Annotated in this window: 23 protein-coding genes; 15 read left to right on the forward strand and 8 right to left on the reverse strand. The window is 55.2% G+C overall.

The features are described from left to right. The first annotated feature begins 14 nt into the window (after positions 1-14). The 5 genes from KO486_RS00580 (at position 15) to KO486_RS00600 (ending at position 4,154) form a co-directional block, all read left to right on the forward strand. Positions 15-203, forward strand: a complete 189-nt coding sequence (locus tag KO486_RS00580; RefSeq protein WP_216035283.1) for a hypothetical protein — start codon at positions 15-17, stop codon at positions 201-203. Between the two features lie 150 nt (positions 204-353). Next, positions 354-1,502 carry an aminomethyltransferase family protein gene (locus tag KO486_RS00585; protein ID WP_216035284.1) on the forward strand — a complete coding sequence of 383 codons (1,149 nt, stop codon included), beginning with the start codon at positions 354-356 and terminating at the stop codon, positions 1,500-1,502. An 11-nt stretch (positions 1,503-1,513) separates the two neighbouring features. Continuing rightward, complete coding sequence (locus KO486_RS00590) at positions 1,514-2,110, forward strand: dimethylamine monooxygenase subunit DmmA family protein (protein WP_216035285.1); 597 nt, start codon at positions 1,514-1,516, stop codon at positions 2,108-2,110. Then, entirely contained in the window at positions 2,107-3,090 is a 984-nt protein-coding gene (locus KO486_RS00595; RefSeq protein WP_216035286.1) for a PDR/VanB family oxidoreductase, read from the forward strand. The genes KO486_RS00590 and KO486_RS00595 overlap by 4 nt, the downstream gene beginning before the upstream one ends. Continuing rightward, entirely contained in the window at positions 3,087-4,154 is a 1,068-nt protein-coding gene (locus KO486_RS00600) for a DUF3445 domain-containing protein (protein ID WP_216035287.1), read from the forward strand. Before KO486_RS00595 ends, KO486_RS00600 begins: the two co-directional genes overlap by 4 nt. On the opposite strand, the gene KO486_RS00605 is transcribed toward KO486_RS00600, so the two are convergent. The 5 genes from KO486_RS00605 to KO486_RS00625 form a co-directional block, all read right to left on the reverse strand. After that, positions 4,151-4,780: an XRE family transcriptional regulator gene (locus tag KO486_RS00605; RefSeq protein ID WP_216035288.1), complete on the reverse strand. Its 630-nt coding sequence runs from the start codon at positions 4,778-4,780 to the stop codon at positions 4,151-4,153. The two genes, KO486_RS00600 and KO486_RS00605, sit on opposite strands and share 4 nt — an antisense overlap. 82 nt (positions 4,781-4,862) lie before the next feature. After that, positions 4,863-5,417, reverse strand: a complete 555-nt coding sequence (locus tag KO486_RS00610; protein WP_216035289.1) for a sarcosine oxidase subunit gamma — start codon at positions 5,415-5,417, stop codon at positions 4,863-4,865. Then, positions 5,410-8,343: a sarcosine oxidase subunit alpha family protein gene (locus tag KO486_RS00615; RefSeq protein ID WP_216035290.1), complete on the reverse strand. Its 2,934-nt coding sequence runs from the start codon at positions 8,341-8,343 to the stop codon at positions 5,410-5,412. The genes KO486_RS00610 and KO486_RS00615 overlap by 8 nt, the downstream gene beginning before the upstream one ends. Further along, the gene (locus KO486_RS00620; RefSeq protein WP_216035291.1) at positions 8,340-8,627 is read right to left on the reverse strand and encodes a sarcosine oxidase subunit delta; all 288 of its coding nucleotides are present in this window, start codon (positions 8,625-8,627) and stop codon (positions 8,340-8,342) included. Before KO486_RS00620 ends, KO486_RS00615 begins: the two co-directional genes overlap by 4 nt. Next, entirely contained in the window at positions 8,627-9,877 is a 1,251-nt protein-coding gene (locus KO486_RS00625; protein WP_216035292.1) for a sarcosine oxidase subunit beta family protein, read from the reverse strand. Before KO486_RS00625 ends, KO486_RS00620 begins: the two co-directional genes overlap by 1 nt. 335 nt (positions 9,878-10,212) lie before the next feature. Between KO486_RS00625 and KO486_RS00630 the strand changes: the two genes are divergently transcribed. After that, the gene (locus KO486_RS00630) at positions 10,213-11,319 is read left to right on the forward strand and encodes an LLM class flavin-dependent oxidoreductase (RefSeq protein WP_216035293.1); all 1,107 of its coding nucleotides are present in this window, start codon (positions 10,213-10,215) and stop codon (positions 11,317-11,319) included. 17 nt (positions 11,320-11,336) lie between these two features. Further along, the gene (locus KO486_RS00635) at positions 11,337-12,278 is read left to right on the forward strand and encodes a p-hydroxyphenylacetate 3-hydroxylase reductase component (protein ID WP_216035294.1); all 942 of its coding nucleotides are present in this window, start codon (positions 11,337-11,339) and stop codon (positions 12,276-12,278) included. Between the two features lie 83 nt (positions 12,279-12,361). On the opposite strand, the gene KO486_RS00640 is transcribed toward KO486_RS00635, so the two are convergent. Continuing rightward, the gene (locus KO486_RS00640) at positions 12,362-13,135 is read right to left on the reverse strand and encodes a 3-keto-5-aminohexanoate cleavage protein (protein WP_216035295.1); all 774 of its coding nucleotides are present in this window, start codon (positions 13,133-13,135) and stop codon (positions 12,362-12,364) included. A gap of 180 nt (positions 13,136-13,315) precedes the next feature. Between KO486_RS00640 and KO486_RS00645 the strand changes: the two genes are divergently transcribed. Together KO486_RS00645 and KO486_RS00650 are read left to right on the forward strand one after the other, a co-directional pair. Beyond that, positions 13,316-14,233 carry a LysR family transcriptional regulator gene (locus tag KO486_RS00645; protein ID WP_216035296.1) on the forward strand — a complete coding sequence of 306 codons (918 nt, stop codon included), beginning with the start codon at positions 13,316-13,318 and terminating at the stop codon, positions 14,231-14,233. 241 nt (positions 14,234-14,474) lie between these two features. Next, positions 14,475-15,254, forward strand: a complete 780-nt coding sequence (locus tag KO486_RS00650; protein WP_216035297.1) for an alpha/beta fold hydrolase — start codon at positions 14,475-14,477, stop codon at positions 15,252-15,254. A 71-nt stretch (positions 15,255-15,325) separates the two neighbouring features. Here the strand turns inward: KO486_RS00650 and KO486_RS00655 are convergent, their stop codons facing one another. Continuing rightward, positions 15,326-16,339 (reverse strand): Gfo/Idh/MocA family oxidoreductase, encoded by a 1,014-nt coding sequence (locus KO486_RS00655; RefSeq protein WP_216035298.1) that lies wholly within the window; start codon positions 16,337-16,339, stop codon positions 15,326-15,328. Positions 16,340-16,696: 357 nt separating this feature from the next. Here KO486_RS00655 and KO486_RS00660 point away from each other — a divergent pair, with 357 nt between their 5' ends. From KO486_RS00660 to KO486_RS00685, 6 genes are all read left to right on the forward strand, one after another. Further along, a complete protein-coding gene (locus tag KO486_RS00660) occupies positions 16,697-17,167 on the forward strand; it encodes an OsmC family protein (protein WP_216035299.1) in 471 nt (156 codons plus the stop codon). A 58-nt stretch (positions 17,168-17,225) separates the two neighbouring features. After that, positions 17,226-18,221 carry an AEC family transporter gene (locus tag KO486_RS00665; RefSeq protein ID WP_216035300.1) on the forward strand — a complete coding sequence of 332 codons (996 nt, stop codon included), beginning with the start codon at positions 17,226-17,228 and terminating at the stop codon, positions 18,219-18,221. Further along, a complete protein-coding gene (locus KO486_RS00670) occupies positions 18,205-19,158 on the forward strand; it encodes a TRAP transporter substrate-binding protein (protein WP_252734430.1) in 954 nt (317 codons plus the stop codon). The genes KO486_RS00665 and KO486_RS00670 overlap by 17 nt, the downstream gene beginning before the upstream one ends. Before the next feature lie 79 nt (positions 19,159-19,237). Next, positions 19,238-19,753: a tripartite tricarboxylate transporter TctB family protein gene (locus KO486_RS00675; protein ID WP_216035302.1), complete on the forward strand. Its 516-nt coding sequence runs from the start codon at positions 19,238-19,240 to the stop codon at positions 19,751-19,753. A gap of 36 nt (positions 19,754-19,789) precedes the next feature. Next, positions 19,790-21,274 (forward strand): tripartite tricarboxylate transporter permease, encoded by a 1,485-nt coding sequence (locus KO486_RS00680; protein WP_216035303.1) that lies wholly within the window; start codon positions 19,790-19,792, stop codon positions 21,272-21,274. 61 nt (positions 21,275-21,335) lie between these two features. Next, complete coding sequence (locus tag KO486_RS00685; RefSeq protein ID WP_216035304.1) at positions 21,336-22,307, forward strand: tripartite tricarboxylate transporter substrate binding protein; 972 nt, start codon at positions 21,336-21,338, stop codon at positions 22,305-22,307. A gap of 72 nt (positions 22,308-22,379) precedes the next feature. Here KO486_RS00685 and KO486_RS00690 read toward each other — a convergent pair whose 3' ends face one another. Then, positions 22,380-23,435, reverse strand: a complete 1,056-nt coding sequence (locus tag KO486_RS00690; protein ID WP_216035305.1) for an Ldh family oxidoreductase — start codon at positions 23,433-23,435, stop codon at positions 22,380-22,382. Positions 23,436-23,441: the final 6 nt, after the last annotated feature.

Consider the following 23,441-nt stretch of genomic DNA (forward strand, 5'->3'; position numbering starts at 1 on the left):
AAGGAGTAATGACTATGGGATTTCCATTTGAACCAGCGACTTGGGAAGGTGTGTCCGGCCCGATCTTCATGGGATACGGCAGCGCATGGCCGGGCATCTTCAGTGTGATCGCAATTGCGCTGTGCATTGGCGCATTGGTGATTGGCCAAAAGGCCGAAGCCAAGAGCTACAGCAAATACAGAAAATACGGCAAGTCTAAGTAAGACGCTGAATAATGATGCAGAGGGGCCTGTTATGCGGGCCCCTTTTGCCTGTTAGGAAACTTTATTGAATGTCAGTCTTGCTTTTGTTGGGCGTCTGAGTCTCAATCATCGCAAGCAAAACAAGACGATCAACACGGATAGGGAATCAAAATGGCCATTCTTTGGAGAGCATCAGCGCTTGCACATCGGCATGCTGAAATTGGCGGTGAATTGGAAGACTGGAATGGCATGGGAACCGCTTGGTTCTATGATGACACGCCGGAACGCGCCAAAGCAGACTACGAAGCGGTCCGCACCAAAGCGGGGCTTATGGATGTGTCAGGCCTTAAGAAGGTCCATGTTGTTGGCGCGGATGCAGCCTATGTCATCGACCGTGTAACGACCCGCAACGTTGAAAAAATCGCGCCGGGCCGCTCGACCTATGCTTCGATCCTGAACGCTGAGGGCAAGTTCATCGATGACTGTATCATCTACCATATCGCCGTGAATTCATGGCTGGTTGTGCATGGCACTGGCACGGGCATGGAGCAACTGGCGTCGGTTGCCGCCGGTAAGAACTGCGAAATCCTGTTTGATGATGATCTGCACGATATGTCCCTACAAGGACCGGTCTCGGTTGATCTTTTGGCACAGGAAATTCCTGCGATCCGCGATCTTGCTTATTTCGGCCTGATGCAGACACGCCTTTATGGGCGCGATGTTATGATCTCTCGCACGGGGTACACGGGCGAGAGGGGATACGAGATTTTCTGCCGCGCTAAGGATGCCACCCACCTCTGGGATAGCATTCTGGACGCGGGCAAAGACATGGGCGTGCGACCCGTGCAATTCTCCACGCTAGATATGCTGCGGATCGAAAGTTACCTGCTGTTCTACCCCGGCGATAATTCTGAAACCTTCCCGTTCGAAAACGAAACCTGCGGCGACACGCTGTGGGAATTGGGCCTCGACTTTACGGTCTCGCCCGACAAGCAGGGTTTTATCGGGGCAGAAAACCACTACGCCGCGAAGGGCAAAGAACGCTTTAAGATTTATGGCGTGAAACTGTCTGACAGCATGGATCAGATGGAAATGTTCGCCCGCGTGATGGCGGACGGCAAAGATGTCGGTGTCATCACCTACGGTTTGTCCTCTGAGTTAAACGACTATTCCGTCGCGATTGCGCGCCTTGACCCAAGCGTCGCCACAGCAGGCACCAAGCTGACGGTTGTCCAACCGGACGGAACCGAGCTTTCGGCGACGGCTGAAGAGATGCCGTTTTACGACCAAGACAAATCCATCCGCACAGCGAAAGGGTAAGGGCGCGCAGCATGTCGAAGTTTGAATTCCCACCCAGCATCGGAAGCCGCCCCATCTGGGGCACGTTGGAACCACGAACTGGCGCGTCGCATTTGTTCATTGCGGATGCACAAGGCGCCGAAGCAATCATCGACGTCGCCACGCCGGAATTGATGAAAACAGGGCATATCATTTTCATCAGTCTTGGCGCGGATTACGCCGACAAATTGCGCGCGCTCGGACCTGCACAATTTTACGAGGGGCCAAGCTATGACGCGTCATTGCCGCGCATCAAACGTGTCCTTAGCGATGCCAAGATGGGGCTCCGAGTTTACCTTGCGGGGACGGAAAGCCTGATGGGGCAAGCCACAAACGAGGCGACATCGGCGGGCGTTCCACCCGCTGCGATCCAAACCGAACACCGCGGGTCAACGGCGCGACGGATGCAATGTGTGCACTGCAAAGGGTTTACCGAGGACGTGGAAACAGACCCCTTCGTGTGCAGCCATTGCGGGTTGAACCTGTTTGTGCGGGATCATTACTCTCGCCGATTGGCTGCGTATCAAGGCGTTTGTGTGGATGCCGAAGACCCCGGAAATGTACCGACCCCAAAGGGGATCTACGAATGAGCGCTCCGCAGAAAACCAAATCCGGCCCCGCTCAAATCGACGTCATGGTCAGCGCAGTTGTCCCCGTTACCGAATTTGTGACGCGGTTCGAATTCACCCGCACGGATGGCGCGGAGTTTCCTCCGTTTTCGGGCGGCGCACATACCGTTGTCACCATGCAAGACGGAACGCGCACGCGGCTTAATCCCTATTCCCTGATGTCCGATCCTGCCGATCTTTCGACCTACGCGATCTCGGTGCGCCGCGAAGACGAAGGGCGGGGTGGGTCGATGTTTATGCACAGCCACGTCACGCGGGGCGACGCGATGACGCTCACCAATCCGGTGAACTTGTTTAGCCTCGACCTTCGAGCCAAGAAACACATCTTCTTTGCGGGCGGTATCGGGATCACACCGTTTCTGGCGATGATTGGCCAGCTCGAACAGACCAACGGGAATTGGGAACTGCACTACGCGTCCCGCACGCCTGAAAATGCCGCTTATGCAGATATGCTTTTGGCAAAGTTCCCGACCAAGGTGCATGTTTATTACAGCAGCGCGAATGAACGCATTCCACTTACCGATGTCTTGGTTGGGCAACCCCTTGGCACACACGCTTATGTCTGCGGGCCCGAGCGTTTGATCGACGGTGTTCACGTCACAGCGATCGGCCTTGGCTGGCCTGACACCAACGTTCACTCCGAAGAATTCCTTGCCCCCGCCGCCGGTGCCCCGTTTGAGGTCCGCCTGTGCAAGTCGGACAAGACGATAACCGTGGGTGAGCACGAGAGCCTGCTTGAAGCGTTGGAGCGCGAAGGCGTGGATGCGCCGTTCTTGTGTCGTGGCGGGGCCTGCGGGCAGTGCGAAACCGATGTTGTCAGCGGCGCAGGTGATCTCATTCATCGCGATCACTGGCTGGACGAAGAAGAGCACGCCAGCGGTAAGAAAATCATGCCCTGTGTCAGCCGCTATGTCGGCGAATTGTTGGAGATTGACCGATGAGTATCCAATTCAACGACGAAACCTTTCGTGACGATTATTCATTCCATAACTCCGAATGGGCGATCAAACGGTTCCCGTTTCCTTTCCACGAAGACAGCTACATGTATTCGATGAATGCTGAACAGCATCAGGGCGGGCCGGATGGGTCTGTCTATGAAAAACGGTTCGATGTGGATGAGCACTACGTCTCAGAGATGCAGGACCGTGCCAAGGTTCTGGCGGATGATCCTCTACGCTGCCAATCCTTGCCACATATGACTTTGGCGGGGTGGGATCTTCTCGAACTGATCATGGTTTCCAAATCCGAAGACTATCCCGAGTTGTTCGAACTTCACCGCGACGGCAACCAATGGCGCTGGGTGAACAAACCCCTTGGCATTGATGATACCTTTACCTTTTTGGATGAATCGACGCTGCCTTATGGCCCTATGGAATATATCACGCGTCAGACACAGGGCGACTTTGCCTTACTGGATCAGCGTGAAGAAAACCTATGGATGGACGCAGGCATGATCACCACGCAGGCTGACTGGTCGCTGGATTTTGACATCGGAATGAACTTTTTCGAGTGGCATGCGCCTGTGCCAAAAGCCAACGAAATGGGGATTTTCAAACGCGCGTTGAAGTACCTCATCAACATTCCGCAGGGGTCTCCGGGGCGTCGGTTGAACTGGACGATGACAGTGAATCCGCTGCTCGATACCTCTCCGGAAAACTACCACAAATGGGGCGTCCAGAAGACCACGTTGACGCCGGAAAATATCGGCGCGAAACAACATCTGCGTGTTGAACTTCAAACGTTCTACCGCCTGCCGCGTTCCAACGCGCTGGCCTTTCCGATCCGCTGTTATCTGTGCAGTTTTCAGGATTTGATGACGATGCCGAAATGGGGCCGCCGTTTGCATCGAGTCATTCGCGATCTACCCGATGAACTGGCGACCTATAAAGGCTTTATCGACAACCGCCCGATGATGCTGGACTACCTGTCGAATTTTGATGACGGGTTGCCTACGAGCCCCGGCATTTTCCCCGAGCCAGAAACCGAGCCACCGCTAAAGGCTTAGGCCTTCTGAGGGTAGCTGATGATCGATAGATAGCGCGACGGTAGCTTCACGAGCTCTTCGGGGCCGTGGGGCGCGTCGGCGTCAAAGAACAGGGTATCACCTGGCTTGAGCGGGTAGATTTGATCCCCATGGCGGTAATCGACTTCGCCTTCGAGCATGTAAATTGTTTCAATCCCACCGTGTTGGAAAGCAGGAAAGACGTCGGATTCCTCGCTCAGGGTGATCATGTAGGGCTCGACGATCACGCCGCTGGAGTTTGATCCTATGTGACCCAAAAGGTTGTACTGGTGGTTGGCACGTGTGCCTTCGCGTTCCAGTTCAACGCCTTCACCCGCTTTGGTATGAACCGCCGTGCGCCCTTCTTCAAAACCACGAAAGAATGATGTGATCGGCACGGACAATGCGTTCGCCAAGGTTTGCAACGTGGTCAAAGACGGAGAGGTGTTTCCGTTTTCGATCTTGGACAGCATCCCGATGGAAAGGCCCGTGGTCTCGGAAAGATCGGCCACAGTGATGTTTTGCTTGCGGCGATGGGCGCGGACCTCTCGACCGATTGCAACCTCGAGAACTTTCTCGCGAGTCTCGCGGACGAGGTGGGGGTCTTGGGACAAAGGGGCTGCGGCCATAGAACTGGTCTTCACTTTATGAAATATCCTACGTTTCTAAGGCTTTCGTAAGGGCGGTCAAGGCTTGAGGGGTTAACGCGGTTTACGCCACAGAGGTCGCAGCAGTTATTAAAGCATGATGTAGGCTTTGGGCAGACGCACGTGGGCCAAGGATGCGGATATGATCATCGGCTGCGCGACGGATGACGAAACAGCCCAGCTGGTGGATCATTGTGCGACGCACATCACCGGCGACCATTTTGCGGATCGGGATGTTGCACAGGATTTCACACATGTCCGGCATTCGTTCACCGATCACATCAAACACGACCCAAGCGCCCGATTGTTCGGTCACAGAGGCCGCATTGCCGAGCTTGGCCTTGAGCTGGTCGGCAATGTCTTCGTGGGTGTTCATCGGCGCCCCAATCATCCACTGATCCGGCCCCATCCAGAACCCTGCTTCGGGGTCATGCAGAACGGTTCTTCCGACATCTGGCACTGCGCCAAGAACGTCTTTAAGAACTTTGGCACAAGCCTCCGTACCGCCATTTCGCGCCGCGACAGAGGCCAGCGCGACGCCCGTGTTTTCTGCGATTGTGACGGTGCCAATGGTTTGTGTGGCCGCGCCGAGTGCGGGCGTTGGTGTTAAGTCATGCACGAAGCCGCTCCCCTTCTGGGTCAATGAAATGAGCGCTGCAGATTTCTACAGCGACATCGACGCCCGTCAGTGGGCTCACCAGTCGCATGGTTTCACCGATACGGTTGCTGCCATCCTTCAGATACGCGAGCGCGATATGATGGCCCAGATTGGGGGAATAGCAGGCAGATGTCACGTACCCTTGATCGTGGGCGGCATCTACCGGACCCTCGGCCGCCATCAGATGCGCACCCGCCGGAACCTTGTCAGCAGGATCAACCGGTTTAATCCCGACAGCGCGTAGATCGTCCGATTGGTTCAGCCCTTCACGGCGTGACAGCACCGCACCGATGCTGTCCTTCTTGGTGCTGACCATGCGCCCCATGCCAAGGTTCGCCGCTGTGGTCGTTCCATTCAACTCGTTACCCGCTGCGTGACCCTTTTCCATCCGCATGACGCCAAGGGCTTCGGTGCCGTAGGGGGTGATGTCGAACTCGGCACCAGCCTCCATTATGCGGCGGATCAAAGCGTCGCCGTAGGCCGTTGGGACAGCAAGTTCATAAGCAAGCTCTCCGCTAAACGAGATGCGGAAAAGCCGCGCGCGAAGTCCGCCACACACCGTGACGTCACCGCAGGCCATGAACGGAAAGGCGTCGTTGCTGATGTCTTGATCAACGATCTTTTCCAGCACGCGGCGCGCGTTCGGTCCGGCAACAGCGTATTGGGCCCATGCTTCTGTCGTGGAAATAAGTTGCACGTCCATATCCGGCACAAGGCATTGGCTCACGAATTCCATATGGCGATAGACGGGCAGGGCGTTGGCGGTGGTGGTGGTGACAACGAAATGGTCTTCGGCCATTCGTGCGGCCGTGCCATCGTCCATTGCGATCCCGTCTTCGCGCAACATCAACCCGTAGCGCACCTTGCCGACGGGCAGTTTCGCGAAGCCGTTGCAATAGATCATATTCAGGAACGCCGCCGCATCCGCGCCTTGCACGTCGACCTTGCCAAGGGTTGTCACATCGCAAACACCGACAGATCCGCGCGTTGCCAGAACTTCTCGGTCGACACTTTCGCGCCATGTGGTTTCGCCCGCGTGCGGGAACCATTGGGCGCGCATCCAATTGCCAACTTCAACAAAAACCGCGCCTTGTTCTTCGGCCCATGCGTGGGTTGGTGTCAGGCGTTTGGGGTGGAAGTCCTGCCCACGGTGCCGTCCGCCCAAGGCCCCGATCGCGACGGGGGTATACGGGGGGCGGAACATGGTTGTGCCGACCTCGGGGATGGTTTTGCCCGCAAGTTCCGCCATGATCGCAAGCCCGCCCATGTTAGCGGTTTTCCCTTGGTCGGTTGCCATGCCAAGCGTTGTGTAGCGTTTGAGGTGTTCAACAGATTTGAACCCCTCTTGGTGGCTGAGTTTTACGTCCTTCACGGTTACGTCGTTTTGCTGATCAAGCCATGCGCGGCTTGCGCCTTCAACATACCAGAACGGGGTGACGGTGACTGGGGCATCCTCGGCCTGCGGCAACTTGGGCATGCGCCCCTTAAGGTCCAATGCGGCGCGTGCTGCTGTAGCACCGCCCACCAAGGCGCCTGCGGTGGATAGATCACCCTTCGCGGCACCCGCGACGATCATTCCCACAGGCAAGGCATCAGGAACAAACGCGGCGAGGGCGTCGTTCCACGCCGGACGTCCTTGTTGGTGGCACGTCATATGTACGTTGGGGTTCCAACCACCCGATACGCCCAAGGCTTTGCATTCGATAGTCCGATCCGTCCCATCCGAAAGGCGCACCTGCACAAACGTCAGCCCAAGCCGCCCCATGGTGTCAGTTACTTGCGCACCAGCCAGAACTTCGTAATCCATTGAGCGCGGTGCATCTGGGCGCGGGTCAATAACGGTGACTTTCACGCCCTTGGCGTACAGGTCGGCGGCTGTACGGTGACCGTCATCGTTGTTGGTGAAGATCCCAGTGCGATGGCCCACAGCCACACCAAAACGGTTGGCGTAGCTGCGCAGGGCGCTGGCTGTCATGATGCCGGGGCGATCATTGTTGTTGAATGCAATCGGGCGCTCGATGGCACCCGCCGCCAACACGGTTTTCTGCGTATAGATCCGCCAGAGGATTTGGCGTGGTTTACCGTCCATCGGGGTGGCGATATGGTCGCTCACCCGTTCGACCGCGCCGTAGGTGCCGTGATCAAACGCGCCGATAATAGTGGTGCGTGCCATAAGCCGCACGTTGGGCATCGCGGTCAGTTCCGCGACTGTTTGGGCTGCCCAATCTGCGCCGGCATCGTCACCAATTCCAAACGTTTCACTGTTCAGACGCCCGCCCATGCGAAAATCTTCATCCGCAAGGATCACATCCGCACCGCTGCGTGCGGCCGTTAGCGCGGCCATCAGTCCCGCAGGCCCCGCACCGATAATCAAGAGATCGCAATGTAAGAAACCCTTGTCATAGGCATCGGGATCATCCTGAAACGAAAGCGACCCAAGCCCCGCCGCGCGGCGGATGATCGGTTCGTACACCTTTTCCCAAAACGCCTTTGGCCACATGAAGGTCTTGTAATAAAACCCCGCCGTTAGGAAGTTCGATACGCGGTCATTGATCGCTAATAGATCAAAGGACAAAGACCCAAGTCGGTTTTGGCTTGTCGCCGTCAAACCGTCGAACAGTTCCGCCGTCGTGGCGCGGGTGTTGGGTTCTTGGCGCGCACCACTGCGCAGCTGCACCAAGGCGTTGGGCTCTTCGGACCCAGCAGTTAATGGCCCGCGTGGACGGTGATATTTAAAGCTACGCCCCATGAGTCGCACACCATTTGCCAACAAAGCGGAGGCCAGCGTGTCGCCTGCGTGCCCGTGATAGGTTTGGCCATCAAAGGTGAATTTTAGATTTGCGTCGCGGTCAATCTGGCCGCCTTCGATCCGGTTCTTCTGGGTCATTTTGAACGCCCCTGTGCGCGGGCCACATCACGGGCAAGTTCAACTTTTGAAATCTCATGGGTCAACGTGTTGCGTGTCACGACCAGCCAAGATCGGTCACCCGCCTCATGGAACCACAACTCTCGGTGCCAGCCCGCAGGGTTGTCGCGCAGATATGCGTAGTCAAAGAACGTCGCAGCCGCATCCGTGTCGTTTGGGTTCGGGCGGTCGATCAAGCGCGCGTCACCCATGTAGGTGAATTCGGCGCTGTCGCGGGGGCCAAGCAGGGGGTGATCAATAATCATCAGTGCAAATTGGGCTGATTGCCCATCCCTTTTTCGTCAATCATCAAGCCCTTTTCAAACCGATCAAATCGGTAGGCTGTGGCGTTGGGGTGCGGTTCGCCTTTGGCCAGTAAATGCGCAAAAGACATGCCGCTGGCTGGGGTCGCCTTGAAGCCGCCGTAACACCAACCGCCATTGAAAAAGAGCCCGTCAATATGGGTCTTGTCGATGATCGGCGAGCCATCCATCGACATGTCCATAATCCCGCCCCACATTCGCAAAAGCCGTGCACGGCCTAGCATCGGGAAGATCGCCATCGCGCCCTCACAGACGTCTTCGACCACGGGCAAGTTGCCGCGCTGGGCGTAGGAATTATAACCGTCGATGTCGCCACCAAAGACAAGGCCACCCTTGTCGGATTGGCTGCAATAAAAGTGCCCCGCGCCAAATGTAATGACGCCGGGCAAGACAGGTTTTAACCCTTCGGAGACAAAGGCCTGCAGGACGTGGCTTTCGATGGGGAGGCGCATGTTGGCTTTGCTCATCAATCGCGACGAGTTGCCCGCCACAGCGCAACCGACCTTACCCGCGCCAATAAACCCACGCGATGTTTCGACGCCCTTGCAGACTCCGTTTTCGATGCGAAAGCCCGTAACCTCGCAATTCTGGATGATATCGACGCCGCGACTGTCCGCACTGCGCGCATAGCCCCATGCGACAGCGTCATGACGCACCGTACCGCCGCGATGCTGCGCCAAGCCCCCTTTGATCGGGAACCGCGCATCGTCTGTGTTCAAAAACGGATAACGCTTTTTGATGTCAGCCGTGCTGAGCATATCCGCGTCTGCACCATTTAGGATCATGGCATTGCCGCGCCGTGTGAACGCATCCCGTTGTCCGTCCGAATGGATCAGGTTCAGGATGCCGCGTTGGCTGACCATTGCGTTGTAGTTGAGGTCTTGTTCAAGGCCTTCCCACAGCTTCAGTGACATCTCGTAGAATGGCTCATTGCCGTCCAGCAGGTAGTTAGAGCGCACAATCGTGGTGTTGCGTCCAACGTTGCCGCCGCCGATCCAACCCTTTTCAATCACGGCAATGCGGGATTGCCCGAATTCTTTGGCAAGGTAATGTGCCGTCGCCAAGCCGTGCCCGCCACCGCCGATAATGACGATGTCATAGTGTTCCGCTGGTTCGGGATCGCGCCATGCCGGTGTCCAGCCTTTGTGGCCGCTCAGCGCTTCCTTTATGACGCGAAATCCTGAATATCGCATATGAACTCCTTTGGAGATCAGTGTGAAAATCGGCGGGACCATCACGGGCACGCCGAACGAATCCTTGACCCTTTAGACCACCTGAACGGGTTTTTCGCAGGATGGCAATAATCCCAACAAGAAAAAAATATTATTAACAGGAAAAAAACAGTGATTGGCGTAATAGACGCTCAGATCGATAGGAAATGCCTTGGCAGCACTTTTAAGGCGACCGTGGTTTCCCTCGATGGGGTGCGAAAGGGGCATCAGGAAACAAGATAGACCGCATCAGAAAGTTTAGGTTTTTTGAATAGCTCCAATGTTTCACACTGCACCAAGATATAAGGAGTCTCCCAATGAAGCTGTCATTCTTCACTATGCCGATCCACCCATTGGGTAAGCCCTATTCCCAAAGCTATGCAGAAGACCGCGAGGCGTTCATTCTTGCAGATAAGCTGGGCTTCGCCGAGGCGTATTGCGGCGAGCACACTACAGACAAAGCCGAGATCATCACCTCGACCGTCGCGTTTTTGGCGAGCTTGGCCTACGAGACGAAAAACATCCGCCTTGGTACGGGCACAGTGAACATGCCGAACTCGCATCCGGCCCGTATCGCGGGTGAAGTCGCGATGTTGGACCATATGCTTGAGGGTCGTTTGAACTTCGGGATCTCGCCGGGTGGTTTAATGTCGGATGCAGAAATCTTTGGAACACTCGACAAGGACCGCAACGCGATGTTCCTCGAGTGCATCAATATGGTTCTGGATATTTGGGCCGGCGAGGCGCCTTATAACCTCAAGGGTGAATTCTGGGAGGTCTCGACCGAACGTACCATGATGCCGGAAATCGGTCAGGGTGAGATCATCAAACCCTTCCAAGACCCGCATCCTCCAATCGTCGGAACCGCGGTTGCTCCATTCTCCAAGGGCGTGACAGCCATGGCCGAACGCGGCTGGCAGCCGATTTCTGCAAACTTCCTGTTGCCGAAATGGGCCGCGACCCATTGGCCAAAATATGTAGAAGGCTGTGAGAACGCAGGCATTGTGCCCAACTATTCCGATTGGCGTGTCGCCAAGAACATTTGTGTCGCTGACGACATGGAAACGGCGCGCGCTTATGCCCGCGATCCAGGTAGCCCGTACGTGCTTTACTATTCCCAGCTGCTTACAAAGTTGCGGTCGGGCGGTCGTTTGAATCTGTTCAAAGAAGATCAGAACATGTCCGACGATGATGTCACATTGGATTACGTCCTTGATCGACTGGTCATCCACGGCGACCCAAGCTCGGTCACGGATCAGATCCTAGCACTGCGCGAAGAAACAGGACCGTTCCAACATCTGGTCTACGCTGGCCACGATTGGACTGACTACGATCTTGGTCGGAAATCCATGATCCTGATGGGCGAGAAAGTGATGCCGATGCTGACAGAGGCGACGAAATCGGAACCTAGCTACGGGTCCTAAGCCAAGAGGTGACACTCATGACGACCACTAAGATTGACAACGACATCGACCCAAAGGCCTTTCGCAGAGCACTTGGGAACTTCGCGACCGGAGTAACCATCATCACGGCCACCGCGCCGGATGGCACAAAGGTTGGCGTCACGGCGAGCAGTTTTAATTCGCTGTCGATGGATCCGCCGCTCATCTTGTGGAGCAGTATGAAAGACACCCGCAGCTGCGAGATTTTCGAGAATGCGAGCCACTTTGCGGTAAACATTCTGGCGTCTGACCAGATGGACATGTCTAACCACTTCGCCCGCCAGCAGAAAGACAAATTTGCCGGCATTGAATGGGAAGAAGGGATCGGCGGCGCTCCTGTGTTTCCAAACTGTGCGGGGCGTTTCCAGTGTGAAAGCTATGATAAGCTTGATGGCGGAGATCACTGGATTTTCGTGGGTAAGGTTGTGGCCTTTGACGATTTTGGCCGCTCGCCCCTGTGCTTCCATCAGGGGTCCTACGCCGTCGTATTCAACCATCCTGAGACCTTTGCGAAGGCAGAAGACCATGCCGTAGAGACGCCAGCAAACGATCGAATGGGCAACCACACGTTCTTCTTGATGCTGCGCGCAGTGCGGGCCTATCAGCAGAGGTATCAACCAAAATTGGAGACCTTGGGGCTTAGCTTGATCGAAGCGCGCATCCTTCTGGTTCTCGCTGATGTGTCTGGTTTACCCGTCGAAAAGCTGGTGATGAACCTTCATACGCCGACTGAAGAAGCGAACGCCGCTCTCGTGAACCTAAGCGATCGTGGCCTCGTTGAGAAAAGTGGCGATGATTATGCTCTGACCGCAGCAGGGCAAGACAAGGCGGGTCAATGCTGGGCATTGGCGGACAACCACGCTGAAGAGACATTCAAAGGTCTGGACGATGATCAGATCGGTAACTTCACGGAAGTCCTCCACCAGCTTATTGCGAAATAAGAGTTAGTAGGGGCGATTGGTGTAAATGATTGGCCTATGTAGGCTCGAGAGCGGGGCATAAGCCCCGCATCCCGCCGCATTGACTACAAGCCGAGAATGGCAGCAGAGACTTCACGCACGCGTTCGGCGTTGTCTTTGGCCTGCGATCCGTCCGCGTTCTGAAGCGAGTTTTCGAACCCCACACGGGCCTTTCCGCCCAGTTCCGCAGCCCGAACAAGACTGTTGGTTTCTTGCGCGCCAAAAGCACACACCATCCAATCGAAATCGAACCCGTCCATCGTCGCTAGGGGACTAAGATACTCCTCCAGATCAACGCTGTCTTGCGAGCCGTTGGCGTAGGTGCCCTGCACAAACAAAACCAGATGATCTTGTCCCGGAATACGCCCGTTGCTGACAGCGTGGACGAAGTTAAGAACGTCTTCAGGTGAATAAAGAATATGCTGAATTTCCACACCTGCCGCGCGGGCCCAATGATAAAAATCACGCGCTGCGGGCCAGTCCGCTGGCTGTCGAACCATTTCTCGAAGGCCAACAGAGACGTAATCGGGTTGCAAGGCCCGCACCATGTCTTGCTGCTCAGACGCCTCGTATTTTCCTGCGGTCTCGGACGTGACCTGAAGGTACATCTCAGGAACCTCAACCTTCAGGCGATCCAGAAGGGCGCGGTATCTTTCTGCATCAATAAGATGCTGACCTGCCTCATCGCGAATATGAATGTGAATGCCATCCGCCCCCGCAGCCTGAGACGCAATCGCCACCTCAATGACTTCGTCGTCGGTGATGGGCAGAGCGGGATGATCGGCTTTGCCACGCCGCGCTCCGTTTGGGGCGACCATAATTTTAGGAAGGGGTCTCATTGTGTCTCTCCGGATTGCAAACTAACGGAACCATTCAGCTTTCGGGATGATCCGTTCAAGTGGCTAATTCTCGTCATTCGTATGGTTCTCGTGAAGTGTCTTGGCGAAGTTAGCCGCGACAGCTCTTTCACAAATAAGAATAATACGGCATAAATCGTATCAGGAAAACGGATACCCAAAATGAAACTCCAACAACTCCAGTATTTTGTCGCTGTCTATGAACAGGGATCGTTTTCAGCTGCAGCTGAGAAAGTGAACGCGACACAGTCGGGTTTGTCGATGCACGTCAGCCAAATGGAAAAGCGGCACAACGTTGTGTTGTTCCATCGCAGCTCGTCTGGGGTTTCTCCGACCGAAGAAGGACGGGCGTTTTATCTTGAAGCTGTTAAAGTTCTTGCCGCCGCCAGTCGCGCCGAAGACCGCCTGAAGGGGCTGTCAAAATCGGTTGTAGGGCATGTTCATGTAGGCTTGATGCCGACCTTTACCCGAGCGGTTCTGACAGAAGCTCTCCTGAGGTTTGATCGCGAATACCCCGAAGTCCGACTGTCGATTTCGGAAGGATATGCCAGCACGCTTGCAGGTGAGGTCGTCGAGGGGCGGCTGGATTTCGCTGTCGTGCCTGCGTCTTTCGCGATCAACGAAGCACTGGTTTCCAAATCTATGGGGCAAGATCGCGAATGCCTCGTATGTGCAGCGGACCGTGATATTCCGATGACCAAGAACGGTGTTACGCTAAAGGATATGTCGCCGCTCCGTCTTGTGCTCCCGGGAACCGGAAATGCCCGCCGGACCTTGATCGAGAATTACATGGCCCTGAACGAAGTAGAAGTGTCGTCCATTTTGGAATTGGACACGATGCACGGGACGCTGAACCTTGTTGCGAGTTCCGATTGGGTCACGATCTTGCCGGGTATCATGTGCCTGCCAGACCTTGATGGCAGTCGACGCAAGGTTGCGATGCTTGTCGATCCACCGCTAACTGTGGACTACATGCGGATCGAAACCCGCAAACGACCGTTGAGTGCCGTCGCACAGATTTTCGCAGACATCTTGCAAGAAGAACTGAACTCCGCTCTCGAGGTTTTCCCCTACGCCTAAATCATGCAGGGGTCGGTGCGACGCGTTGATATCAGGTTTTCTGATGCTCGGCTTGACCACATATTGTTTCAATTGACCTTGCCGTTTCTCGTAATTTACGGGGCAAGGATCCGTTGCCCTGCATCCATGGGGCGGCAATACGCTGTCGGATCTTGTCGTGTCGGCTTCATGTGACTGTGTTGCTGCCGTTTGAAACCCCGCCCGCGTTCCCGCGTGGCACCGCCAGAAAGCACGAAAACGCATGACCAAAACCACACTTCATTCAACCATTTCAGGGCGCTCGGATGGTCCGGCTCTTTTGTTGCTCAACAGTTTTGGCGCAACGAAAGAAATGTGGAACAACCAGATGCCGATGTTTGAGGCGTACTATCGCGTCATTCGGTGCGACACGCGCGGCCACGGTCAAAGCCCGACCCCTGCTGGGCCCTATTCATTCGACGATTTCATTGAAGACGTTCTTGCCGTCTTAGACGAACATGGCGTTGAAACCGCTGATGTCATTGGCCTGTCCATGGGCGGCATGACAGCGCTGGGTCTTGGTCTTGCGGCGCCGAAACGGATCAACAGGATCGTTTGTTGTGCGGCTCGCGCGGATGCACCCGAACCGTTCGTTCAGAATTGGCATAATCGTCTGGGGATGCTGGACGATGGCGGAATAGAAGCCGTTTGGAACGGTACGGTCGGAATGTGGCTCAGCGACGAAACACGCGCCAAACAGCCCGAGCAAGAAGCCGCACTTCGCGATAGCTTCCTTAAGACAACCGATGGCGGGTATCGTGGCTGCGCCCAAGCCCTCATGGATTTGGATTATCTTCGCCATCTCGGCGAGATGACAGTTCCGACATTGTTTGTGGCTGGTGAGGGTGACATGGCCGCACCGCCCGCCGTGATGAAGGATATGGCTGACGCTTGTCCGAATTCGGAATACGCTGTTGTGGGCGGTGCGAAACACATCATTAACGTTGATAACCCTGATGATTTCGCCGTGACGATCTTTGGGTTCTTAGGGTTGGACGCTTAAGCCCAAAAACACGACCGCTGCGCAGACGGGGTGGCCGATCTGCGCAGCGATAATTCTGTGGTCTAAGTGGCCTAGATATCGGACAGCTTGACCGAATTCCCAGTTTCAGCCGAGACCGCGATGGCCTCAAGCACCTGAATATTGTGAACCATTTCGTCGTTGGTGAAGGGATAGTCGGCCTCGCCCAAAGCGGCCCGTGCAAAGGCTTCCAGGTTCGCCGTCACAGCGTCTTCCCAGTTGTGATCAACCTGATCGACACCCTGCCCAGTTTGCGCCGTCAAAACACGAACGATGCCGTCCGGCGTGTCGGGATGGCTGTCATTCAGCACTTCGACCCATTTTTCGGTGCCAAACACATGCATTCGAATGAAATGCGGCGTATGCAAAACGGCGCTGAACGTCGCAGTCATTCCAGCCTCAAATTTCATCTGCACAGTCACCACATCGCCTGTTTCCCAGCCGAGCGAGCGATCGGACGTAAAGGCGTGAAGGGATTCGACCGGTCCAAAAAACGAAATCATCAAGTCGCTCAAGTGAATACCCATGGCCGTCATGCCAGCAGCGGGAGAAACCTCTTTGCGAGTCCGCCAGTCATTTGCTGGAACCCCGATGAGTTTATCATGGCTAAACGCGGCCTCAGCATGCATGACCGTTCCAAGCTCTTGCTTATCAAGCGCGTCTCGTAGAGCCAGCATCGCCGGTTCGAAGCGGCGCTCATGACCGATGCCAAGCTGCACGCCAGCGGCTTCGCAGGCTTTGACGGATCGGCGGGCGCTATCGGCGGTCAATCCGAGCGGCTTTTCACAAAAAACGTGTTTGCCAGCGGCTGAAACCTGCGCGATCTGCGCTTCGTGAAGCGGATTGGGCGTCGTCAAGATCACAGCGTCGACCTCATCGAGCGTCAGCGGATCGGCTAAATCTGACCATGCGGTCAGGCCCATCTCGGTAATGCCCGCGTGATTATCGGTGACGGGTTCAACCACACCGGCGACGGTCAGCCATGGGTGGCCCTGTAGACGCGTGGCAATGTGTTTGCCCCACCAGCCGAACCCCGCGATCGCGACAGTAAATTTTGCAGTGCTCATAGATGGCTCCTTCGTGGTGTTAAAAACCCGCGCGGTCGCGCCGCGCGAGACCCCTAAGGTGATGGGGCGTTGCGGAACTTTAGAAAGACGAAGCAGATCAAGACAAACAAAGTAATCTGATGCCGACCGTCAAGGAAATTGATGTGCCTGCCGCCCAAGCCGTATCAAGATTCTTGATTGATGCTAGGCAAAAACAGCATTTCACCTGAAGGCCCATTAGAGGCATGTTTTTGGAACTAAGCCGCAATCCTGGGGAGGAGGGGAGGCTTTTCAACGTCGGAACAGCGATCATTGATCAGCCCGTTAGGCGCCTATTCCTTCCCTAAAACGACCAAGAGACCGCTAAAAGGACGACACATGTCAACTGTCAAAGAAAAACCAATTTGGAAATTCAAGGTCACGGGCCAGCAGAACTCCAGCACGCAATCTGTAGCTGATGCCCGCGGAAAAAGCGTAATCATTGATGAGCCAATCCAGCGCGGCGGCACCGATGAAGGACCTATGCCTGTCGAGTATGTCTTTATGGGTCTTGTGGGCTGCACCCATGTGATCTCCAATAAGCTTGCGGTGGCGAACGGAGTGGAGTTCACTTCGATGGATATCGATATCAACGTCACGATGGACAGCCACGGAACGCGGTTGATCAACCCGATTGATGTTCCGTTCCCATCTGTAACGCTCAATATCGTTGCGACTTTTGATGGTCCGCGCGACGGTGCTGTCAAAGTGACCGAAGTGTTGCGCGACTATTGCGCTGTTTCAAAGATGCTTCAGGAATCCGGAACAGTGGTTACTGAAAATTGGACGCTTAACGGCGTGGCTGTTTGAGGATCTAACGTGCAGCCCCTGTTCCCATCCCACCTAACCGCTGAAAGGACGCATCCGAATGTTCATGCAATTGGCCGACATTTTAGGTCCAATCCTTTGCATATCCGCAATCGGGTATATCCTGGGGCGCTCGTCGGTTGGGATCGAGACTCGCACACTGAGCACTGTGGTCATCTTGATCGCGACGCCGTCCTTGATCTTTCATACGTTGACGTCGCTTCACGTGACGGGCGACACGATCGAAACGATGGCGGGCGCTGCGGTTCTTTGCGTCGCAATCGCCGGCGCTTTGGGGCTTTTGACCCTACTATTGTTGCGCGGACCTGTGCGAAGCTTTCTCCCGCCTTTGATGATGCCCAACTCTGGAAACATGGGGTTGCCGCTCGTCGTGCTAACCTTCGGACCAGAAGGCATGCCGCTTGGCGTTGCGTATTTTTTCGTGGTGGCGCTGTTGCAGAATTCTTTGGGACTCTCGATCTATGCCGGATCCCTTCGGTTAAAAGTGATTTTTCGACAGCCGCTGATCTACGCAGTGTTGGCCGTCTTGGTCGTGACTTGGGCCGATATTCAAGTGCCGAAGATTATCTTAACCACAACCGAAATGCTGGGCGGAATGATGGTGCCAGCGATGTTGCTACTCTTGGGCGCATCCTTGGCCACGCTAAAGGTCGAAGATCTGCGACCCGCGCTTCTTGTTGCGGTGGGACGCCTCGGGTTCGGGGTGATCTCGGCGTTGGTGGTTATTTGGCTGTTGGGGCTAAGTGGGATGGTCGCGGGAACTGTTTTTCTGATGGCAACCATGCCAACCGCGATACTGATGTTCGTCTTCGCGGAACGTTATCAACACGACGCCAAACAGGTGGCGGGATCGGTCGTCGTTTCGACACTTCTGACGTTTGCCTGTTTGCCGCTGATCGTTTGGGCCGCTTTGGAAATATCCGAACTCAATTCGGAAGCCGAGGCATCGTTGCCCAGCTCATCAATCACACCACACAGCGCATCATTGGCGCAGTTGCCCAGCGAAGTGCGAGGGCCTGATGCGCGCACCTATTAACATAACGCTCGGGGGCTATCAGGGACCAAACTCTGTGCACACGCGTGCATTGCGCCTTCTGAGCGATGCCTTGGTGCGCCTTTCTGAAGGTAGAATTACCGTCGATGTGCGAACCAATGTGGGGAAGCAAGGGATCAAGACAGCCGATCTACGTGACGTGGTTGAACGCCATGATCTGGACGGTTGCTATCTCTCGTCCAGCTATATCGCAGGGGATGTACCGGGTCTCAGGTTGTTTGACATTCCGTTCGCGTCTTTGGACCGTGCAGAGGCATTCGCCGTGTTAGATAACGTTCTAGAGACGTGGTTCCGGCATGAGGTCGAAGCGAATACCGGCCTTGTTATGCTTGGCATTTGGGACAATGGCGTACGGCACATGTCGACCGCCAATCGCCCTTTGCACAGCCCTGAAAACTGCCAAGGGTTGAAGCTGCGCACTCTTCCAAACGATGACCACCAGAACGTTTTCCGGTCTCTCGGGTTTGACCCCAAAGTGATCGACGCCAAAGACCTTTCAGACGCTGTTGCAAACGGTGATGTTGACGCTCAAGAAAACCCCCTGACCAACACTTTGAACTTCGGCCTACACAAGACGTTGCCGACGATCACACTGACCGGTCATCTCATGGGAATTGCGCTGGTCCTGTTCAATCGCGAGGTGTTCCAATCTTGGCCGAAAGACATTCAGGCCATCGTTGCCCAAGCCGTGGATGAAGCCAGCAAAGTGCAACGTTCCCTTGCCCTTCAAGAGGACGAGGCGTGTAAGCGTACGTTGAACGATCAGGGTGCAGAGTTCATTGAGCTGACCGCCGATCAACGTGCATCTTGGCGGGCTGCAACCCAATCTGAAAGAACAAGAATTCAAGCTGAAATTGATCCGGACCTGCTTGCTAAATTCAACGCAAGCGTGTGCCCGGCAGAAAGTGTGATAGCATGATTTTCAATATCCAAAAAACAACCAATGCGACGCTGATGAACCACCTAAGGGTCAGCCTCAAACCGACAGGGAGACCTTGATGGAACGGAAAAGACTTCTCTTCACGCCGGAAATTCTGACGCTCAACGCGTTACTGCTCGCGTCGACCCTGTCGCTGATCTTCATGAATTCCCTCGTCGCAGAACCAAAGGCACTGTTCGGCCGCTCCCTTACGGCTATCACACCTAGCCTGTTCCCAAGCATCGTCTTGGGGCTCATGGCAGTGATGTGCGTTGCGGCACTCTTGATGCTACGCAATCGCGTCACGTCCTTGGCGGCCGTGGGTATGAATCGGATGGAGTGGCTGCGTGCGGTGATCTTCTTTGGGATCATGCTTCTATACGGGTTCACTATGGAACCATTCGGTTTCCTGATATCGACGGCAATCGCCCTTACTTTGATCTCGTTGCAGATGGGGTCACGCTCGCCGATCCAAATCATACTTGTGTCTTTGGCAGGCCCCGTCCTGCTGTATCTGGCGGCAACGCGTTTGCTGGCCGTGGCCCTGCCAGAACTGAACACGATCGAACTCTTTTACGCGCGCTTACTGTCGTAGTCGCGCAGATGACAATGCAAACACCTAGAGGCACCCATGTTTGATTTATTTACCGAAGGCTTCGCAATGGCGATGCGCTTCGACACCATGGCACTAATGAGTATTGGCCTGTTCGCGGGCATGCTTGTTGGATCATTGCCTGGTTTCACAACCCTTATGGCAATGGCGATCCTCTTGCCGATTTCGTTCTTCCTTGAACCAATCGTAGGCATTCCATTCCTGTTGGGTATCTACAAAGGTGGTATCTTTGGGGGCAGTGTTCCCGCCATCCTGATCTCGATGCCGGGCACCGGCGCTGCGGTTGCAACTTCTCGTGATGGCTACAAGCTGACCCAACAGGGTAAGTCACGCAAAGCGCTTGATATCGCGCTGTTCTCATCCGTCTTCGGGGACACAGCGAGTGATATTTTCACCATCCTCATGATGTTCCCAATTGCCTTCTTGGTTATGCAATTCGGCCCACCAGAACTGTTCGCAGTTCTTCTCATGAGCTTGATCATCATCGCGGCCACATCGGGTGCTAATCCACTCAAAAGCCTAATCATGATGATGTTGGGTCTATGGCTGTCATTCATCGGAACGGACCCCCTTGGCGGTGTTGAAAGGTTCACGTTCGGCTTGTTTGAACTGAAATCAGGTATACCGTTGTTGCCAATGTTGATCGGTGTCTTTGCTTTGCCAGAAGTTGCCAATGTCATCATCCGTAATGAGAAAAGCCGGAAGCTTGCGGCCCTCGTCGGTGAACGTCTGACACGTGCAGAATTCACCCGGTGTTTGCCGACAATCTGTCGTTCTACGGTGATTGGTACAGGGATCGGCATCGTACCGGGTCTTGGCCAGATCGTAGCTGCGATGATGGGCTACACGGCTGCCAAGAACGCATCCAAACACCCTGAAACTTTTGGTGAAGGTGAAATCGAAGGCGTTGCCGCAGCCGAGGCTGCCAACAATGCCGTGAACGGACCAACAATGGTACCGCTCCTGACGCTCGGCATCCCAGGGGACAACGTAACGGCTATTCTTTTGGGCGCGTTTGTTGCTCAGGGGTTGCGGCCCGGACCGCAGTTGTTCGAAGAGCAGGGCGCAACCGTGTTCGCCATTCTCATTGCTATGGTCATTGCGAACTTGTTGTTCCTCGTGATCGGTTATCTTTCGATCCCGTTTTTCTCCAAGATTGTGACCATCAAGACATCCATCTTGATCCCGATGGTGATCATGTTCGCCTTTGCCGGCACATACGTGTTCCGTTCCGACCCAACTGACCTTCTTATCCTTGTTGCTTTTGGGGTTTTCGGGATCGTCGCCAAGGCAGCCAAGTTCGATGTCATGCCGATGGTAATGGGCTTCATTCTTGGGCCATCGATGGAATACGCCTTCGGCCAGACCGCCGCCATGTCAAATGGGAACCCTCTTGGTTTCTTCCTGACAGATCGGTTCGGCGCACTGGGGGTTTTGATCGCCGCACCAATCATTGGTTACCTACTGTGGAAACGTCTCTACGGTCGTTCAGCCAATACCTAAACTCACCGGAACGGCGCAGGGAGGCGCCGTTCCACAAAACTCAACCAAAGGGAGAACTTCAATGTTGAGAAACTTCGCAAAGAAATCAGTAGCCGTAGCGGCACTGGCAGGCGCGTCCGTCGTGGCAAGCATGTCACCTGCACTGGCCGAGTATCCGGAAAAGCCAATTACGATGGTTATTCCGCTCGGCGCTGGCGGCTCGCATGACTTGAACGCGCGCGTCATCACATCGATCATTCCAACGTACCTTGAACAGGCGATGATCGTTCGTTTGACACCAGGTGCTGGTGGTCAGAAAGGCACGCAAGAAGTCGCGAACGCTCCGGCTGACGGTTATACGCTGCTGTTTACGCACAACTACATTGATCAGCTGCAGCAGCACGTTGAAAACCTGCCTTACGATCCACTTGAGGATTTCGTGACCGTTGCGCGCGTGAACTATGCGCCAATCGCAGTCACAGTTCGTGCGGATAGCCCATACCAGACATTCGAAGATCTGGTTGAAGCCTCCAAGGCGAATCCGGGTGGCATTCAAATGGCACACTCTGGGAACTGGGGCGCATTGTTCGTACCGGCTGCGCAGATGATGCAGGCGCTCGATATGTCTTGGAACCTCGTTCCATACCAAGGTGGCGGGCCAGCTTTGCAGGCGCTGCTGAGTGGTGATGCGGATGTAACGATGGGCTTCCCATCCTCACTCGCTAGCCATCTGGATGCCGGCACTGTTCGCATCCTCGCAACGGCCGGTCCTGAGCGTATCTACGACGACGTTCCAACATTCGCCGAAGTTGGCGTTGAAGGCGACGTGGGCTTCATGCACCGTGTTGTTCTTGCTCCTGCTGGGACGCCTGATGACGTTCTTGAAATGCTGGGCGAGGCGTTCACAGCGCTTGGCGAAGACACCACATTTACACGCATGATGGGTCGCCTTGGCGAGAACATCGATATCATCGGTACGGATGAATACGATGCGATGCGTGCCGAACAAAGCGGTGCGTACGAAGTGCTGGTGCAGGAATTGACATCCCAGTAACCAAAATTCGCTGCAGCCTTTGCTGCGCTTAGAGTTGATTGCGCCGGACAGATTGTCCGGCGCTTTCTGCTTTTAGGTCAACGGCTCGACGCTTAGTTCCACCGCCAGCTCGGACAGTTTTTCACGCAGCGGGGCGGGGATCGGTATCCCATTCTGCGAACGTTCCTGCGTAGTTCGGTCCAGACGTTCCCCCGGAAGGCGTATTTCGTCGACACCAGGCAAATGGTCGGATGATTTCATTTGCCGCCAGACATCATCGATGTTTTTGCGAAACGCGGTCGGGTCGGCAAAGGCCGCGATGTCCAATGCCAGAATGACATGTCCCGTATTCGTGACGCTTGTGGCATCGGCGTTGAAATCAACGACATCTTTGCCGAACGCCGCACCGTTCAAGACCCCCGCAAGTATTCCGAAAATAAGAGACAGCCCATATCCTTTAGCCCCGCCAATCGGCAGCAAGAACCCCTCAGACGAACGCGTCGGATCCGTCAAGGGATTGCCGTCGCGATCGATCATCCAACCTTCTGGCATTTGCTCGCCTCTTTGGGCTGCGGTTTTAACCTTTCCGTAAGCCGCCACCGTGGTGGCCATGTCCAGAACAATGGGCGGAAAATCCTGCGATGGAAGCGCAACAGCAATTGGGTTCGTCGACAGCAACATGTCTGTCCCACCCCATGGTGGCATGTGGTTTGCGCTGCCCACCGCCAAGTATAGCCCGATCATATTCTCACGCGCTGGCATCATCGCATAAAGCGACGCTGGACCCGCGTGATTAGAATGCCGCGCTCCAACCCAAGCCACGCCAGTTGTCCGCGCTTTTTCCATCGCCAACTCGGTGGCGTGTTGCATGACAAGGTGCCCAAGGCCATTGTCCCCGTCGATCAATGCCGTGGCGGGGCGATCTGATAAAACTTTGAAGTTGGGCGTCATATTCATGCCGCCAGAACGGATTCTTTTGATATACATAGGAAGGCGAAAGACGCCGTGTCCGTCCTGTCCCATCACGTCGGCCTGAGCCATCAGGTGGGCGGCTTTTTCCGCGTCAGATTGCGGCATGCCGCAAGACATCAGGCAGCGCGCGATAAAGCTACGCAGGTCGGAAAAGGTTACTTTGGATGCATTGGGCATAAAGAC

This window comes from Octadecabacter sp. B2R22 (genome assembly GCF_018861045.1).
Taxonomy (GTDB): domain Bacteria; phylum Pseudomonadota; class Alphaproteobacteria; order Rhodobacterales; family Rhodobacteraceae; genus Octadecabacter.

Excerpts from the sequence above, each read along its gene's own strand:
- KO486_RS00580 (WP_216035283.1), top strand. The coding sequence starts at position 15 with ATGGGATTTCCATTTGAACCAGCGACTTGGGAAGGTGTGTCCGGCCCG.
- KO486_RS00585 (WP_216035284.1), top strand. The coding sequence starts at position 354 with ATGGCCATTCTTTGGAGAGCATCAGCGCTTGCACATCGGCATGCTGAA.
- KO486_RS00590 (WP_216035285.1), top strand. The coding sequence starts at position 1,514 with ATGTCGAAGTTTGAATTCCCACCCAGCATCGGAAGCCGCCCCATCTGG.
- KO486_RS00595 (WP_216035286.1), top strand. The coding sequence starts at position 2,107 with ATGAGCGCTCCGCAGAAAACCAAATCCGGCCCCGCTCAAATCGACGTC.
- KO486_RS00600 (WP_216035287.1), top strand. The coding sequence starts at position 3,087 with ATGAGTATCCAATTCAACGACGAAACCTTTCGTGACGATTATTCATTC.
- KO486_RS00605 (WP_216035288.1), bottom strand. The coding sequence starts at position 4,780 with ATGGCCGCAGCCCCTTTGTCCCAAGACCCCCACCTCGTCCGCGAGACT.
- KO486_RS00615 (WP_216035290.1), bottom strand. The coding sequence starts at position 8,343 with ATGACCCAGAAGAACCGGATCGAAGGCGGCCAGATTGACCGCGACGCA.
- KO486_RS00620 (WP_216035291.1), bottom strand. The coding sequence starts at position 8,627 with ATGATTATTGATCACCCCCTGCTTGGCCCCCGCGACAGCGCCGAATTC.
- KO486_RS00625 (WP_216035292.1), bottom strand. The coding sequence starts at position 9,877 with ATGCGATATTCAGGATTTCGCGTCATAAAGGAAGCGCTGAGCGGCCAC.
- KO486_RS00630 (WP_216035293.1), top strand. The coding sequence starts at position 10,213 with ATGAAGCTGTCATTCTTCACTATGCCGATCCACCCATTGGGTAAGCCC.
- KO486_RS00635 (WP_216035294.1), top strand. The coding sequence starts at position 11,337 with ATGACGACCACTAAGATTGACAACGACATCGACCCAAAGGCCTTTCGC.
- KO486_RS00640 (WP_216035295.1), bottom strand. The coding sequence starts at position 13,135 with ATGAGACCCCTTCCTAAAATTATGGTCGCCCCAAACGGAGCGCGGCGT.
- KO486_RS00645 (WP_216035296.1), top strand. The coding sequence starts at position 13,316 with ATGAAACTCCAACAACTCCAGTATTTTGTCGCTGTCTATGAACAGGGA.
- KO486_RS00650 (WP_216035297.1), top strand. The coding sequence starts at position 14,475 with ATGACCAAAACCACACTTCATTCAACCATTTCAGGGCGCTCGGATGGT.
- KO486_RS00655 (WP_216035298.1), bottom strand. The coding sequence starts at position 16,339 with ATGAGCACTGCAAAATTTACTGTCGCGATCGCGGGGTTCGGCTGGTGG.
- KO486_RS00660 (WP_216035299.1), top strand. The coding sequence starts at position 16,697 with ATGTCAACTGTCAAAGAAAAACCAATTTGGAAATTCAAGGTCACGGGC.
- KO486_RS00665 (WP_216035300.1), top strand. The coding sequence starts at position 17,226 with ATGTTCATGCAATTGGCCGACATTTTAGGTCCAATCCTTTGCATATCC.
- KO486_RS00670 (WP_252734430.1), top strand. The coding sequence starts at position 18,205 with ATGCGCGCACCTATTAACATAACGCTCGGGGGCTATCAGGGACCAAAC.
- KO486_RS00675 (WP_216035302.1), top strand. The coding sequence starts at position 19,238 with ATGGAACGGAAAAGACTTCTCTTCACGCCGGAAATTCTGACGCTCAAC.
- KO486_RS00680 (WP_216035303.1), top strand. The coding sequence starts at position 19,790 with ATGTTTGATTTATTTACCGAAGGCTTCGCAATGGCGATGCGCTTCGAC.
- KO486_RS00685 (WP_216035304.1), top strand. The coding sequence starts at position 21,336 with ATGTTGAGAAACTTCGCAAAGAAATCAGTAGCCGTAGCGGCACTGGCA.
- KO486_RS00690 (WP_216035305.1), bottom strand. The coding sequence starts at position 23,435 with ATGCCCAATGCATCCAAAGTAACCTTTTCCGACCTGCGTAGCTTTATC.